The organism is Pseudomonas fluorescens, assembly GCF_019212185.1.
Lineage (GTDB): Bacteria > Pseudomonadota > Gammaproteobacteria > Pseudomonadales > Pseudomonadaceae > Aquipseudomonas.
In genome coordinates this window covers 4,011,848-4,027,974 of sequence record NZ_CP078138.1, presented here as the reverse complement: position 1 = coordinate 4,027,974, position 16,127 = coordinate 4,011,848, and the positions used below count along the sequence as shown (strand labels likewise).

The window sequence follows — 16,127 nt, the reverse complement described above, 5'->3', positions numbered from 1 at the left end:
GGCTTACTGCACGCTGGGATTGCAGATAGGGGTGACAGGCTGGTCGTTAATGACTTTGCGGGCGAAGGGCACCGAGTCCTTGAGCGACGCGTTGACCGTCTCGCTGTGGCCCAGGCCCTTGTACAGGTGACCCTCGACCACCGAGCCGGTTTTGCAGGCGTCCTGCATCAGGGCCACCTGGGTTGAAGCGGCGGGGGTTTTGTCTTCAGCACCGGTGCCAATGAAGATCGGTTGCGTCAGTTTCAGGGTCGGGTAGGACACCTGCTTCTGCCACGCCGCGAGCTGGTCGCCCTGGTAGTCCTTTTTCGCATTGGCCGGGGTCAGGCCGACGCCGACCACGTCACTGACCAGCGATGCCAGGCAACTGGTGCGCGCCTGTTCAAACAGCGGCAGAGCCTTCTCGGTGTAGAAGTCTTTCGGGTTGATGCTCGGGTCGTATTGCTGCGCCGCGAGCAGGGTGTAGAAGCCGTAGGCGAGGGAGGCGTCGACCTTGTTCGGGTCCTGCTCACCGACGTTTTTCGCGCCGACGGTGTAGATCACCCCGGTGCCGATGCTGCCCTTGACCCCGAGATCCGGCGCGTAGGTGGGTGCGTACGCGGCCGACGCGAAGGCCCCGGCACCGCCCTGGGACTGGCCGATGATCAGCACCTTGTTGGCCAGCCCGGGGACCCCGGCGACCACGGCTTTGGCGGCGTCGAGAATGCCGTAGGCGGCCATGCGGTTGTTCAGCAGCGGGTGACCGCCGGGCACGCCGAGGCCTTGATAGTCGGTGGCGACAATTGCGTAGCCTTCGTCGAGCCAGCGGCTCAGGTACTGCACGTCGCGGTAGGAACGGCCTTGCCAGGACGGTGCGCAGACATCGGCGATGCCCACGGTACCGTGGCCCCAACTGGCCACCGGCCAACCGCCGGCGGGCGCCTTGCCCTTGGGCAGGAACAGGGTGCCTGAGACCACGATCGGGGTTTTGTTGTCGATGCCGTCGGTGGAGCTGTAGAGGATCCGCTGGGCGCTGGCGGCATTCGGCAGGCTCAGGGTTTTCTCCAGCGGTTCACTGCGCAGCAGTTTGCCCGCAGTGGCCGGAATCACGTGTTGCCAGGTGTAGAACGCCGAGACGCGGCCGTCGCCTTGCAACGGGTCGGGCTTGGGTACGTGCACGTCGGCGGCCAGGGCGCTCATGGACAGGGCGAGGAGGCTGAGGCCGAAGGTGAAGCGCTTGCTGAGGTTCATCGGGATGTCCTTATCAAAGGTTCAGGGATGGCTGCTGACCTGGCCACGCAGGGCGGGCCAGTAGTCGGTGAGTTGCAGGTCGATCAGCGCTTGCCGGGTGAAGCCGGTGGCCAGCGAGGTGCTGATGTCGTAGGGGTCGCGAATCAACTGGTTGGCCAGGGCGTAGGCGGTGAGCGCCTGGTAATGGGCCTTGAGCTGCGCATCGGTTTTCGGCGCCCAGCGCTCTTTCCAGGCCACCGGGTCGTTCTGGTCGTCGCGGCGCAACACGCTTTCGGCGGTGCCGGCGCGCGAGGACAGTTGGTAATAGGCGTCCTGGTTTTGTTCTTGGGAGATCCACCAGGCGGCCTTGACCCAGGCGGTGGCGAGCAGTTGGGTGAGGTCCGGGTGTTGCTGGACAAATAGATCGGTGCCCCAGAGGTCGGAGATCAGGCGCCAGTCATTCTGGCCCTGTTTGCTCGACCAGAGAATCCGCCCCACGCCCTTGTCTTCCAGGGCATAAGCCTCGCTGAGCAGCACCGCCGCATCGACCTTGCCGGCTGACACTGCTGCCGCGCCGACTTGCGGGTTGAGGTTGGCGATCTTGAAGTCGTCGAGCTTCAGGCCCTGGCTGCCCAGGTAGTTACTGAAGGCGAACTCCCAAGGACGGCCACGGTGCAAGGCCAGGCGCTTGCCCTTGAGGTCGTCGATGCTCTTGGCCGAGGAATTGCTCGGCACCACCAGATAGATGTTGTTGCCGCTGCCACCGGGGACGATCAGCTTGCCGGGCACGCCGCCGGCGCCAGCGATTACCGACGGCAGGTCGCCGCGCACGGCAAAGTCGATGCTGTTGTTGCTGAAGCCTTCGTTGATCTGTGGGCCGGCGCCGGCGTGGGGCAGGGCGATCCACTCCAGCTTGACCCCGCGCTGGCTGAGTTGCTGTTCGAGCCAGCCTTCCTCGATCACTCGTCCGGCGATGCCGCCGAACACCGGTTTGCCGCCCTGGGTGAAGGCGACGATGGCGATCTTGACGGAGGACGGCGCTTGTTCGGCCAGGGCCGTGGCGCTGAGTAACAGGCCGGTGAGGGCAATAAGGCTGGTGCGCCAGAGACGTTTCATGGGTGCTTCCTCGATAAGTGGCTGCGCTATGCCAGGGCTAGAGCAGATTGCATGCCAGCGTTTTGTGAAATCGCTGCAGGCCACGCGTTTCGGGGCTTTGCGCGCTTATTGAGGGAGGGAGGGAGGCGACTGGGTGCTGGTGGATCAGCAGGTCCATGCAGGTTGAGTGCTGCTCCAGAAGCAGGGCAGAAGCAATGTTTCTTCATATGTATTTATGGAATATATAAAGATTAATTAATAATTATTTAATCTATAGATCCTGATGCATGATTGAGCCCGCGCTTTTACTGCCAGGAATGCACCATGTCGCTGATCACTCATCCCCACGCACGCGAACTGACCAAGTCGGTGCGCGCTACCGTCCTGGTCTTCAAGGACCCGCGCTCCCAGGAGTTGCTCAGCCGCATCGAGCGCCTGGCGCCGAGTGAAGCCAATACGCTGATCATCGGCGAGACCGGCACCGGCAAGGAGCTGGTGGCGCGGCACATCCATAACCTCAGCCGCCGTGGTCGCGAGCCGTTTGTCGCGGTGAACTGCGGGGCGTTCGCCGAAACCCTGGTGGAAAGCGAACTGTTTGGCCACGAGAAGGGCGCGTTTACCGGCGCTACCAGCAACAAGGCCGGCTGGTTCGAGGCGGCCAATGGCGGCACGCTGTTCCTCGATGAGATCGGTGATCTGCCGTTGAACATGCAGGTCAAGTTGCTACGGGTGTTGCAGGAGCGCGAAGTGGTGCGCCTGGGCTCACGCACGCCGATCCCGATCAATGTGCGGTTGGTGGCCGCGACCAACGTCAATCTGGCGGATGCGGTGGTGGCCGGGCATTTTCGCGAGGACCTGTTTTACCGTTTGCACGTGGCGACCATTCGCCTGCCGCCGCTGCGCGAGCGCCCAGGGGACATCCTGCCGCTGGCCGAGTTTTTCCTCGAGGAATACTGCCAGCGCCTGGGCTACAACCGCGCGACCCTGAGCATCGAGACCGAGCGCAAACTGCTCGAGCACAATTGGCCGGGCAACATCCGCGAGCTGGAAAACTCCATTCACCATGCCTTGCTGGTGTGCCGTAACCAGCGGGTGGCGCCGGCCGATTTGCACCTGGTGGACATGCGCTCTTCGGGTATTCGCCAGGAGCAGGCCAATCCGCTCAGCCATGCAGTCAGTGGCCCGGTGGACCTGGAAACGGCACTGAATGCGCTGTTCGAACAGAATATTCCCGACCTCTACGAACACATCGAAGAGACGATCTTTCGCGCTGCCTACCGCTACTGCCATGGCAATCAGTTGCAGACCGGACGCCTGCTCAATATCAGCCGCAACATCGTGCGGGCGCGGCTGGAGAAGATTGGCGAATTGAGCAAGCCGCTGGCTGTGCAGGAGTGATTGAGTGCGGGTGAAGGATGGCTACCTGTCAACTTTGACAGTAGACGCAGGTGATCGATTGGCGTTTTGATAAAAACGCCTGCTCGGTTGATCGTCATCTGGATCCGAGGGCTGGCGATGCACGGATGAATGTCTGTCAGTTCCTGTCTCTATGGCTGTCCAGCCATGTCGTGGTCATGCAGTGGAACCGCATTGGAAGACATTCCAATTACCTTATCGGGCCAGACTCGCCTACGGCGACCTGCCACCCGGGGTCAGAGGGTTCACTGCGCAGCGGCTGATCGGTCGTTGCAAGGCGGCAACCCGGTACCTGGCCGATGCATGAGGCCTGAATCATGGAGAAGTCTGTCGGTGTGTGTCGCGTGTTGGCCATGTTGGGCCTGGTCGCGCTGGGCGTAATCATAGGCGTGGTTTTTTTTCCGGGTACGGCCCATTCCGCGCCCGCTGGCCGCCAGTCCTGTCCGCCGGATCCCTATGTCGTCGACAAGGTGTATGGGCCAGGCGAGCAAGTCACTCATCGGGGCCATGGGTACGAATGCTGGAAAGATGATGAGGCGCCCCTGGGCCCTGGCAGTTCGGCCTGGTGTCGCCAGGTCGCCTATGAACCGGGCAAACCACAAGGTCACTGGCCCGACGCCTGGAAAGACCTGGGCGAGTGCGGTGGTCCTGAAGGTAATCGACTGACCTTGAGTTTCGCCACCCTGAGCGGCAAGGCCCCCCTGAAACCGGCGGTGCCCGGCGTGTCGCGAGCCGATCAGGTGTTGACCGGGGTACTGCGCTGCAAGGCCGAAGAGATCCCGATCAGCATCAAGGCCAATGAAACCCTGCATCTGGATCAACTCAAGGCCTGCGATTATCAACTGGTGATGAATGTCGCCGACGGCTTCGTTCCGCTGAACACACCGCACATCGTTTCCTTCAAGCAGGACGCGGGCGAAGAGCAGACTGTCGAGGTCAAATACCGGCCACCGGTGGAGGTTGATAAACTCCATGGTCTGCCCGGGATCAAGATCGAATTGTTTGCCCAGGGGCTGATTCAGCCTCGGCAAATGGCCATGGGCAAAAACGTGCTGTATGTCGGATCCAGCGCGATTCCTTCCTATGTGTATGACGGCAAGATCGCCGACATGATTTACGCCTTGCCCCTGGATGCAGCCGGCAAGCCGACCGCCATCCACGTGATCGCCAGCGGCCAGGAAGAGCCCCATGGCGTGGCCTGGCGCGACGGTGACCTGTACTACTCGACCACTGGCGGGCTTTATCGCCTGCGCGATGCCGATAACAACTACAAGGACCCCAAGCCTCAGTTGGTGGTCAAATTTCCCCCGGATGCCAAGGGGTTTCCCCTGCCGCCGCTGTCCAGCGGTTCCAACACCCGTATCTGGCACATGAAACATCCGTTGCGCTTCAGCCCGGTGGCCAGTGATAAATGGCTCTACACCGCTGTCGGCATCCCCTGCAACCTGTGCATGATCCCCAAAGACAAAGACCCGCGTTATGGCACCTTGTTGCGGTACCCGCTGGACACCGTGGATGAGGACGAGAGTGACGAGGATAAGGATAAAAAGTGGGAGATCCTCGCCTCGGGTGTACGCAATTCAGTGGGCTTCGACTTCAACCCCAACACCGGCAAAATATGGTTCAGCGACAACAATCGCCAGGGTTTCGCCAACCCTGATGAAGTCAACAGGATCAGCGCTGACGGCCAGCATTTTGGCGTGCCCTATCTGTTCGGCAAAAACACCCCCGGGTTCACCCAGGAGGAGTACCAGAACCCAGGAGTGATCCAGCCTCCGCTGGTGCCGGGCGCGATCGTCTCGGACAAGCCGTTGGACGATATCAACCCTGATCAATACGTGGCCCCAGCCTTCGAACAGGGGACCAACACCGCGCCACTGGGGGTGATGTTCTGGTACGGCTATCCCGGGCCCGATGGCCGCGAAACCCCGCGCCTGCTGGTGGCCCTGCACGGCACCGGTTCTAGCGCAGTCCCCGGCATGAACGTGCAGATGCTGACGATTCAGGGCGGCGATCGAGTGGTTAATCAGATCCCGCTGATCAACGGTTTCGTCCAGGATCCGGATAAATTCGATGTGTACTGCCTGGACAACTCCTGCGTGGGTCGGCCCACCGAATTTCTGGCATTGGGCGATGGCAGCATCCTGATCAGCGATGACGTTGCCGGGGTGATTTATCGCATGCGCTACGACCCCAGCGGCTTGCCGCCGACCCAATTGACGTTGCGCCCCTCCTTACCGCCGCCAGGCTACGAGAAGGAGATGATCAGTGGTTACCTGACCGGCCCCGATGGCAATCGTCGCCTGGTGCAAGTCTCCTGGAACCCGGCGGACAGCGAAGCCAGTATCTTTCTCGAAGGTTTGCCCTATGGCGAATACCAACTGCGGCTCAATGATGTGAGGGACTGGATTCCGCAGGTGCGCAATTCCGTCTTCACGTTGTCGGCGACACATAAGACCCATGTCATCGACCTGAGTTACCGCGAGCGCCCGGACAAGCTCGAAGTCGAGGTGACGATCAAAGCCCCGGCCAAGCCGGCGTCGGTCAGCGACGCGCAATGGCACCTGAGCCTGGTCAACACTGCCAAGCCGACAGAGGAGCCCAAGGTGATCCAGGTACCCTGGGGGGAGAGCACCACGCAGATCCTCAGTTACGGCAAGTACCAGGTGATTTACCCGTTCTACGCCAAGGCCAAACCTGAGCCGGAACTGGAAAAGGTGGACATTGACGAGTCCAGCGAACACCACCAGCTAACGCCGATGGCTTACCGGGTGCTGGACAACCTGGGCGAGACGGTGCTGGCCCAGGCCTGTACCAAATGTCACTCGATGGAGTCTTTCGCCACCCAGCGCATGGCCACAACCTGGAGCGCCGCGGGGCTGGATGCGCTGGTCCGGCAGATCAAGAGCATGCCGGTGGCCGGGCATTGCGATACGACTTGCGCCACGGAAGTCAGCACGCACCTGTTCGACGTGGTCTGGGCACCCTTTCTGAAGCCGGGTGAGTCGCAAGGGGTGCGGCAGTTGCGTCTGCTGACCGCGGATGAGTATGCCGCCACTGTCATGGATGTATTGGGGGTAGAGATCAACCCCGAGAAGTTGCCGGCCGACAAGTCGGAAACCGACTTCAAGTACCCCGGCGAGGCCAGCAAGGGGATTCTCCAGGCCGAAGACGTCAAGCAGTTCTACGACATGGCCCTGTCGGTGGCCAACGAGGTGACGCCGGCGCGCCTGCGCGTCCTGGCACCGTCGAAGATGGGGGCGGATCTGGTCACGTCGCTGGGCTTGCAGTTGTTCCGGCGTCCGCTCAGCGACGCCGAGCGCGAGCGCTATCAGACGCTTTACGAGGAGCAGGAGGCGCCGGGGCTGATTGCCGCGCTGTTGCTGTCGCCTAACTTCCTCTATCGCTCTGAACTGGGCGTGAGCACCACGCGTGACGGCACGGTCTATCAATTGACACCGTACGAGGTGGCCACCGCGCTGTCTTACGGGTTCCTCGGCACCACTCCGGACGAGGCGTTGCTGGCCAAGGCGCAGCGCAACGAACTGCAGACCGAGCTACAGATCGGCGCCGAGATCGAGCGCATGATGCGTACGGAGCGCGGCATCGCCCAGTTCAACCGGTTTGTCAGTTACTACGTCAAGACTGAACGTGGCGTGCAGGAAAAACCCGGGTTGAGCGCGCAGATGATTCAGCTCATGGCGCAGGAGCAGTACCTGCTGAGTCGCAACCTGATGCTCAACAACGGCACCTTCACGGAACTGTTCACGCCGCACTACACCTTCCTCAATCAGGCCCTGGCCGCGCATTACGGGATCGCTGGCGTGACGGGCAATGACATGCGCAAGGTGACGGTCGATGACAAGCGTGGCGGCCTGCTGCACCTGGGCCTGACACAGGCGGCAACGTCCGACTACCAGGCCACCTCGCTGGTCAAGCGCGGCATCATGATTCGTGAACAGATGTTCTGTCATGAGTTCGGCGCGCCGGTGGAACCTGACCCGACCGATCCGACCCAGCCGCCACGGGCCATCACTACCCGCGAGTATTGGGACTCGGTCAACGGTGAGCAGGCATCCGGTGGACGTTGCTGGCAGTGCCACCAATACATGAACGACACCGGTTCCTCGATGGAGCATTACGACGCGGCCGGGCGCTATCGCCTTGAGGAGCGAGCCCATAACTACAACCAGTATCCGCAGATGTTGCCGATCAAGGCATCCGGTCCCTTCCTCACGGCAACTGGTACTGAGCCGATCAATGATGTGCGCGATATCGCCAACATTGTTTCGCGCAGCCCAACCTCGCAGTTCTGCATGGCGGACAGTTATTTCCGGTTTGTCTTTGGCAGTAAATCCGATGTCTCGACGTCGGGCACCGTCAAGGCGGTCGCCGACGGCCTGAAAACCTCAGGCTCGCTGGCCGAGATGCTCAAGGCATTGGGTACGTCCAAGGCGTTCATTTACAAGACCGAGAGGAATTGATCATGGATCTTCTTAAAAGTCGTCGGCGTTTTTTGCAGGGCCTGGCTGCTGTGAGTGTCTATGGTTCGTTGAGCCCTTTCGGTCTGTCGCGCATGGCGCTGGCCGGGCAGACGGAGCAGGCGAAGCTCAAGGTGGTATTTGTGGTGGTGCCTGACGGTCTGGCGGTGGATTCCTACACCGGCGGCGGTTTTGGTGATGGGCGCGGGCTCTGGCACCCTACGGCCCAGGACGTGGACACCAGCGCGTTCACCCTGAATGAGATCAGCGCCGAGCTGGCCGCCTACCGCGATCAGTCGTTGTACCTGCGCGGGATTATGCTGGGCCCGGGTAACGTCGGACACAGCGGCTGGAACTGGGTATTGCGCGACACCAAGTCCAGTCAGTCGTCGATCGATATCCTGTTGGGCAATCACTTGCCGGGCACCGAGGCTTCTCACCGAAGTCTGTTTGCCGGGCCCCATGCCGGCGTCGACGGCACGCCCTGGTTCGTCTCCTTCCAGGACAAGGCGATTCGCACCCCGTATCGCGATCCGGTGTTAATGGCCGAGGCCTTGTTCAAGGCGCCGGTGCGCAAACGCAATCCCGATGGCCGACCGCTGCGCAACCGGTCATTCCTGGACATGGCATTGCTCGATACCCGCGAAATCCTCAGCAAGCTGTCCGGTGCCGAGCACCAGAAGCTGGTCACCCATCTGGACTCGGTGGAGCAGGTGATCAAGGACCTCGAGATGGATCAGCCGCCCATCGGCGAGTGCAAGCCCGTGACCCTGGAGCCCCTGGATTTTCGCTCGGCTCGCGATCGTACTCAGGTTCAGGCCAACCATCATCAGGTGGTGGCCACCGCCCTGGGGTGCGGGATTACCCGGGTCGCAACGATACAAATCGGGCGCTCGGCGGAATCACTGAACATCGTCGACGTCAGCACCACCAGTAATCCCCATGATTGTGCGCACCGCTATTCCGGGGAACCGTTCTGGAAGGGTACGCGGCAATGGTACGTGCGCCAGGTCAAACGGTTCATGGATGAGCTGGCCCGTTATCAGGACCCGCATGCCCCCGAAGACAGCCTGCTCGACCATACCCTGGTGGTGCTGACCAGCGAGATGGCCGACGGTGCGCCGGAGCATATGATCGACATGCCGATGGTGCTGATGGGCGGTGCGAGTGGCTTGCTCAAGAGCGGCGATGGCGATGGACGCTACTTCAACATCACCGGCCAGGCCGATCGGGATCATCACTCGGGCAATCCGGTAATCGGCAAGCGTTTCGTCGACATGCAGCGGATCTGGGCGACCGTGGCCAAGGCAGCGGGTACTACGGTGCCCTATGAGGGGAACATCGAGCCGGTGACGGGGATTTTTACCAATGTCTGAGGCTGCGTTTTTCGCGGATCTTGTGAGCGGCCGCGGATCCCTGTAGGAGCTGGCCAGCGATGCGCAGTGTCAGGCGCTGCCGAGGGTGCATGTGTCGGCCTCTTCGCGAGCAGGCTCGCTCCATCAGGGGACTCTGTGTCCATGAAAGTCATGTGGATGCCCGGTCTAGAGCCTCGCGCCAACACATGTTTCAGCCCTGAAATACTTTAGTCGTAAGTTATCCGTTTATATCTTGTAGGACGATTCTGACTTTTGTATATTCGGTCACGTTTACGTAAGCGTAAACGTCAGTGCAAGTGTGTCCGCAGCGCCATAACCAATAAAAACAAACAAGGTTAGAGGGCTCCACATGTCACCAGAGTTTGTCTTGGAAACCCGCGGCCTGACCAAGGAGTTTCGCGGTTTCACCGCCGTCGACTCGGTCGATCTGCGTGTTCAGAAGGGCCATATCCATGCCCTGATCGGTCCCAATGGGGCCGGTAAGACCACGGTTTTCAACCTGCTTACCAAGTTCCTCCCGCCCACCCGTGGCGAAATCCTCTACCAGGGCAAAACCATCACCCGTCTCAAGCCCAACGAGATTGCGCGCCTGGGCCTGGTGCGCTCGTTCCAGATCTCGGCGGTGTTCGGCCACATGAGCGTGGTGGAAAACGTGCGGGTGGCGCTGCAGCGCAAGCGCGGTGATTCCTACCATTTCTGGAAGCCCGAGAGCAGCCTCGATTCGCTCAACGAACGCGCCATGCAGATGCTCGAAGAGGTGGGCCTGGCCGACTACGCCCACACCCAGACCATCGAATTGCCGTACGGCCGCAAACGTGCGCTGGAACTGGCCACCACCCTGGCGCTGGACCCCAGCGTGCTGCTGCTCGACGAACCGACCCAGGGAATGGGGCACGAGGATGTGAACATGGTCATCGAATTGGTACGACGTGCGGCGGTGGGGCGCACGGTGTTGATGGTGGAGCACAACTTGAGCGTGGTCAGCGAGCTGTCCGACCGCATCACCGTGCTGGCGCGCGGGGCGATTCTGGCCGAGGGCGACTACGCCAGCGTGTCGGCCCATCCGCAGGTGCGCGAGGCATACCTGGGCAGTGAGGCGGCAGTGCAAGGGGCCCACGCATGAGCAGTCTGCACACCCCTGAATTCGAACAACTGCGCATCGCCGACCTGCACGCCTTCTATGGCGAGTCGCACATCCTTCACGGCATCGACATGCAGGTCCGCCGTGGCGAACTGGTGACCCTGCTGGGGCGCAATGGCTCCGGTCGCTCGACTACGCTGCGGGCGATCATGAACATGGTCGGTCGGCGCACCGGCTCGATCATGGTCAACGGCACCGAAACCATCGGCCTGTCGGCGCACCTGATCCCGCGTCTGGGCGTGGGTTTCTGCCCGGAGGAGCGGGGCATTTTCGCCAGCTTGAACGTCGAGGAAAACCTGCTGCTGCCGCCCAATGTGCGCAGCGATGGCATGAGCCTGGACGAAATCTACGAGATGTTCCCCAACCTCTACGAACGCCGCTTCAGCCAGGGCACGCGACTGTCCGGCGGTGAACAGCAAATGCTGGCGATGGCGCGAATCCTGCGGACCGGGGCCAACCTGCTGCTGCTCGACGAGATCACCGAAGGCCTGGCCCCGGTGATCGTGCAAAAGCTTGGTCAGGTGCTGATCAAGCTGAAAAACAAGGGCCTGACCATCGTCCTGGTGGAACAGAATTTCCGTTTTGCCGCGCCCCTGGCCGACCGTCATTACCTGATGGATCACGGCCAGATCGTGGAACAGATCAGCGCTGCTGAACTGGACGCCAAGCAGGAGCTGCTGCACAGCTGCCTGGGCGTCTGACACCCGTTTTACCCCGAGCATCATGCAGGTCGCCGAGGCTTTCACCTCGACGGCACGGGGCCGCTTTGCCTGGAACAATAAAAATAACGTCGGACAGTGGGGTGATCTACATGAAGGTTTTTCAGCAAACAGCAAGCGCCATCCTGGCTTCCAGCCTGATCGCCGGCGCGGCCCAGGCGCAGATCAGCGACGATGAAATTCGCATCGGTTACCTGGCGGACATGTCGGGCACTTACCGCGACCTGTCCGGCCCCGGTGGCCTGGACGCGTTGAACATGGCCATCGAGGATTTCGGCGGCCAGGTCAACGGCAAGAAAATTGTGGTGTTCAGCGCCGACGACCTGAACAAACCGGACGTCGGCGCCAACACCGTGCGCCAGTGGGTCGATGAGCGTAACGTCGACATGGTCACCGGCATGGTCGCCTCCTCGGTGGTGCTGGCCGCCAGCAAGGTGGTCGAGCAGTCCGGCAAACTGGCGCTGATTTCCGGTGCGGCGGCGTCGAGCCTGACCAACGAATTCTGCTCGCCCAACCATATTCACTGGACCTACGACTCCTACGCCCTGGCCAACGGTACGGCCAAGTCGGTGCTGGCCGACGGCGGCAAGAGCTGGTTCATCATCACCGCCGACTATGCCTTCGGCCATGCGATGGAAGCGGACATCACTAAAGTCGTCGAAGCCGATGGCGGCAAAGTCGTGGGCAAGGTTCGTCACCCGTTTCCCACCAACGACTTTTCCTCCTACATCCTCCAGGCACAGGGCTCCGGTGCCGAGGTGATCGCCTTCGCCAACGCCGGTGCCGACACCGTCAATTCGCTGAAGACCGCCAACCAGTTTGGCGTCGCCCAATCCGGGCAGAAGCAGGCGGGCATGGTGGTGTTTCTCAACGACATCCACGCCATGGGCCTGGACGTGACCCAGGGCCTGATGCTGACCACCGGCTGGTACTGGGACATGAACGACGAGAGCCGCGCCTGGGCCGAGCGTTACCACAAACGCACCGGCAAGATGCCGGGCATGGTGCCGGCGGGGATCTACTCGGCGACCATGAACTACCTCAACGCGATCAAGGCCACCGGCAGTGATGAAGCACAAACCGTGCGCACGCAGATGATGGCGACGCCGGTCAACGACATGTTCGCCAAGAACGGCAAGATCCGCGCCGACGGACGCATGGTCCACGACATGTACCTGGTGCAGGTCAAGACCCCGGCCGAGTCCAAGGGCGAGTGGGACCTGTACAAGATCGTGCGCACCATCCCCGGCGACGAGGCCTACCGCCCGGTGGCCGAGAGCAAGTGCAAGTTGCTCAGCCAAAACTGACCGATGCATGACTGATAGCGCGTGCCCGGCGGCTGGGTTGCCGGGCATCAGGGTCTTTCTGTGGGTGATGAATCATGACTTTGATATTCGGTATTCCCCTGGCGGTGATGTCCGGGCAGTTGCTCCTGGGCCTGATCAACGGCGCATTCTATGCCTTGCTCAGCCTCGGCCTGGCGATCATTTTCGGGCTGTTGCGCATCATCAACTTTGCCCACGGCGCGCAGTACATGCTCGGCGCGTTCACCGCGGTGATGGCGCTGAACTGGCTGGGCGTCAACTACTGGATGGCGCTGGTGCTGGCGCCGCTGCTGGTGGGGGCGGTCGGCGTGCTGATCGAGCGTTACCTGCTGCGGCGTATCGCCGGTGAGGATCACCTCTACGGCCTGCTGCTGACCTTCGGCCTGGCGCTGATCCTTGAAGGCTCGTTCGTCAAGCTGTTCGGCGTGTCCGGCTCGGCCTACCCGATGCCTGAGCAACTGAAGGGCGGCTACAACCTCGGCTTCATGTTCCTGCCGACCTATCGCGCCTGGGTGATCGTTGCCGCGTTGGCGGTGTGCCTGGTCACCTGGTACATGATCGAACGCACCCGGCTTGGCTCCTACCTGCGCGCCGGCACCGAGAACCCGAAGCTGATGCAGGCCTTCGGCATCAACGTGCCGCTGCTGATCACCCTGACCTATGGCTACGGCGCAGCCCTTGCGGCCTTTGCCGGCGTGCTGGCGGCACCGATCTATTCGGTGACCCCGACCATGGGCGCCAACCTGCTGATCGTGGTGTTTGCGGTGGTGGTGATCGGCGGCATGGGCTCGATCATGGGCGCCATCGTCACCGGCCTGGCCATGGGCCTGATCGAAGGGCTGACCAAGGTGTTTTATCCAGAAGCGGCCAACACCGTGGTGTTCCTGGTGATGGTCCTGGTGCTGCTGCTGCGTCCGGCAGGCCTGTTCGGAAAGGAGGCATAACATGACAAGTCTGCAGATCAAACCAGAGGCCGTACGCCAGCCACCGCAAGTGGTGCTGGAACGGCAAAAGGCGGCAACCCGGCGCAAGCGTGGCTTCTACCTGGCACTGTTCGCCGTGGCGCTGGTGGCGCCGGCGGCGATCTACCCGGTGTTCCTGATGAAGTTGCTGTGTTTCGCGCTGTTCGCCTGTGCCTTTAACCTGCTGCTGGGTTACGCCGGCTTGTTGTCCTTCGGGCACGCGGCGTTCCTCGCCACCGGTGGCTACGTCACCGGATTCCTGCTGACCCAGTACAGCGGTCTCGACACCGGCCTGGGGATCATCCTTGGCACCTTGAGCTCTGCGCTGATGGGGTTGGTGTTTGGCTTGCTGGCGATCCGGCGCCAGGGCATCTACTTCGCGATGATCACCCTGGCATTGGCGCAGCTGGTGTTCTTTCTCTACGTCCAGGCGCCGTTCACCGGCGGCGAAAACGGCCTGCACGGGGTGCCGCGTGGTGAGTTGTTCGGGCTGCTGGAGCTGAGCAACAACCTGACCATGTACTACTTCGTGCTGGCGGTGTTCGTGTTCGGCTTCGCGGTCATCCAGCGCACCATCCACTCGCCTTACGGCCAAGTGCTCAAGGCGATTCGCGAGAACGAGCCACGGGCGATTTCCCTCGGCTACAACGTCGACGCGCACAAGCTGCTGGCGTTCGTCATCTCGGCGGCGCTGACCGGCCTCGCCGGTTCGACCAAGACTGTGGTGTTCCAGCTGGCGTCGCTCACCGACGCGCACTGGCACATGTCCGGCGAGGTGATCCTGATGACCCTGCTCGGCGGTGTCGGCACCATCCTCGGTCCACTGGTGGGCGCCACTGTGGTGGTGACCTTGCAGAGCTACCTGTCCAACGGCCCGCTGGGGGAATGGGTGCACGTGATCCTGGGGATGATTTTCGTCCTCTGCGTGTTGCTGTTCCGGGTCGGCATTGTCGGCTGGGTGCTCAAGCTCAACCGGCGCAATTTCTAGAACCTGATTTGCCGCTGTAGGGAGCCCACGCAGGGTGCGTGGGTGTGCTGCACCACAACAATAAAAAAGAGAGCCTTATGTACGTCAAACGATCTGTCCGCATTGCCCAGTTGTCCGGTATGGCCGGGGTCATCGGTGTCTGCGCCCCAGCGTCCGCCGACTTCATCAACGACAGCAAGGCCAGTGTGGAGATGCGTAACTTCTACATGAACCGCGACTTCCGCCAGGCCAACGCGCCGCAAAACAAGGGCGAGGAGTGGGCCCAGGGTTTCATCCTGAAGATGGAGTCGGGTTTCACCGAGGGCACGGTGGGTTTTGGTGTCGATGCCCAGGGCCTGCTCGGGATCAAGCTCGATTCAAGCCCGGATCGCGCCGGCGTTACCGGCTTGCTGCCCCAGGGACCGACGTCCAGGCGCGCCCCGGACAACTACAGCGAACTGGGTGTGACCGGCAAGGTGCGGGTGTCCAAGACTACCCTCAAGGTTGGTACGCTGATGCCCAAGCTGCCGGTGCTGGTGCCCAACGATACGCGCCTGTTGCCGCAGACCTTCGAGGGCGGCCAGTTGACCTCCATGGACCTGGACAACCTGACCTTCAACGGCGGGCGCCTGACCCAGGTCAGCCAGCGTAACTCCAGTAACCGCGAAGACATGACGGTGATGAAAGGGCCGCGCCGCAACATCGTCACCGGCGCCAATGCGACCACCGACCAGTTCGATTTCATCGGCGGTGACTACAAGTGGAGCAACGGCCTGACCACCGGTTATCACTACGCCCACCTGGAGGATCTGTACAAGCAGCACTTCTTGACCCTGAGCCACACCTTGGCAGTGACCGAGGGCCAGTCGCTGAAGTCCGACCTGCGCTGGTCGAGTGCCACCGATGACGGCAATAGCAACGTTGACAACCGCATGCTCGGTGCGATGTTCACCTACGCCCTGGGTGCTCATGCGTTTGGCCTGACCTACCAGAAAATGAGCGGTGACACCGGCTTCGCCAACGTCAATGGCGCCGACCCGTACCTGGTCAACCTGGTGCAGATCAACGACTTCGCCAACCAGGACGAACGCTCCTTCCAGGCCCGCTACGACTTCAACTTCGCCGGCGTCGGCATCCCGGGCCTGACCTTCATGACCCGTTACGTCAAGGGCGACCAGGTCAACCTCGGCGCCGCACCGGGGGACGGCAAAGAGTGGGAACGCAACACCGACATCGGTTACGTGATCCAGAGCGGTGCGCTGAAAAACGTCGGGATCAAATGGCGCAATGCCAGCTATCGCAGCAGCTTCGCCAGCGACATCGACGAGAACCGTTTGATTGTCAGCTACAGCTTGCCGCTGTGGTGACAGGGTAGGGTTTGGCCGGCGAATGTGTTGAATGCGCCGGCCCCATCCCGAGCAGCGGGACGCCGCCCGGGC

11 protein-coding genes are annotated in these 16,127 nt (G+C 61.7%); 9 read left to right on the top strand and 2 right to left on the bottom strand.

From position 1 onward, the window contains the following. Positions 1-3: 3 nt before the first annotated feature. Entirely contained in the window at positions 4-1,227 is a 1,224-nt protein-coding gene (locus KW062_RS17940; RefSeq protein WP_027616288.1) for a lipase family protein, read from the bottom strand. Between the two features lie 21 nt (positions 1,228-1,248). Continuing rightward, positions 1,249-2,322, bottom strand: coding sequence for an ABC transporter substrate-binding protein (locus tag KW062_RS17935; RefSeq protein WP_027616289.1), 1,074 nt, complete (start codon positions 2,320-2,322; stop codon positions 1,249-1,251). Between the two features lie 303 nt (positions 2,323-2,625). Here KW062_RS17935 and KW062_RS17930 point away from each other — a divergent pair, with 303 nt between their 5' ends. From KW062_RS17930 to KW062_RS17890, 9 genes are all read left to right on the top strand, one after another. Next, positions 2,626-3,699, top strand: coding sequence for a sigma-54 interaction domain-containing protein (locus KW062_RS17930; RefSeq protein ID WP_027616290.1), 1,074 nt, complete (start codon positions 2,626-2,628; stop codon positions 3,697-3,699). Positions 3,700-4,034: 335 nt separating this feature from the next. Further along, positions 4,035-8,201 (top strand): DUF1592 domain-containing protein, encoded by a 4,167-nt coding sequence (locus KW062_RS17925; RefSeq protein ID WP_105754626.1) that lies wholly within the window; start codon positions 4,035-4,037, stop codon positions 8,199-8,201. Positions 8,202-8,203: 2 nt separating this feature from the next. After that, positions 8,204-9,574 (top strand): DUF1552 domain-containing protein, encoded by a 1,371-nt coding sequence (locus KW062_RS17920; protein WP_105754625.1) that lies wholly within the window; start codon positions 8,204-8,206, stop codon positions 9,572-9,574. A 349-nt stretch (positions 9,575-9,923) separates the two neighbouring features. Beyond that, a complete protein-coding gene (locus KW062_RS17915) occupies positions 9,924-10,697 on the top strand; it encodes an ABC transporter ATP-binding protein (RefSeq protein ID WP_027616293.1) in 774 nt (257 codons plus the stop codon). After that, on the top strand, positions 10,694-11,416 hold the full coding sequence (locus KW062_RS17910) for an ABC transporter ATP-binding protein (RefSeq protein WP_105754624.1): 723 nt from the start codon (positions 10,694-10,696) through the stop codon (positions 11,414-11,416). Before KW062_RS17915 ends, KW062_RS17910 begins: the two co-directional genes overlap by 4 nt. Before the next feature lie 110 nt (positions 11,417-11,526). After that, entirely contained in the window at positions 11,527-12,741 is a 1,215-nt protein-coding gene (locus KW062_RS17905; protein WP_027616295.1) for an ABC transporter substrate-binding protein, read from the top strand. Positions 12,742-12,815: 74 nt separating this feature from the next. Further along, positions 12,816-13,703, top strand: coding sequence for a branched-chain amino acid ABC transporter permease (locus KW062_RS17900; RefSeq protein ID WP_027616296.1), 888 nt, complete (start codon positions 12,816-12,818; stop codon positions 13,701-13,703). A 1-nt stretch (position 13,704) separates the two neighbouring features. Next, positions 13,705-14,709, top strand: a complete 1,005-nt coding sequence (locus KW062_RS17895; RefSeq protein ID WP_105754623.1) for a branched-chain amino acid ABC transporter permease — start codon at positions 13,705-13,707, stop codon at positions 14,707-14,709. Positions 14,710-14,828: 119 nt separating this feature from the next. Beyond that, a complete protein-coding gene (locus KW062_RS17890; RefSeq protein ID WP_256351135.1) occupies positions 14,829-16,055 on the top strand; it encodes an OprD family porin in 1,227 nt (408 codons plus the stop codon). The last annotated feature ends 72 nt before the right edge of the window (positions 16,056-16,127 follow it).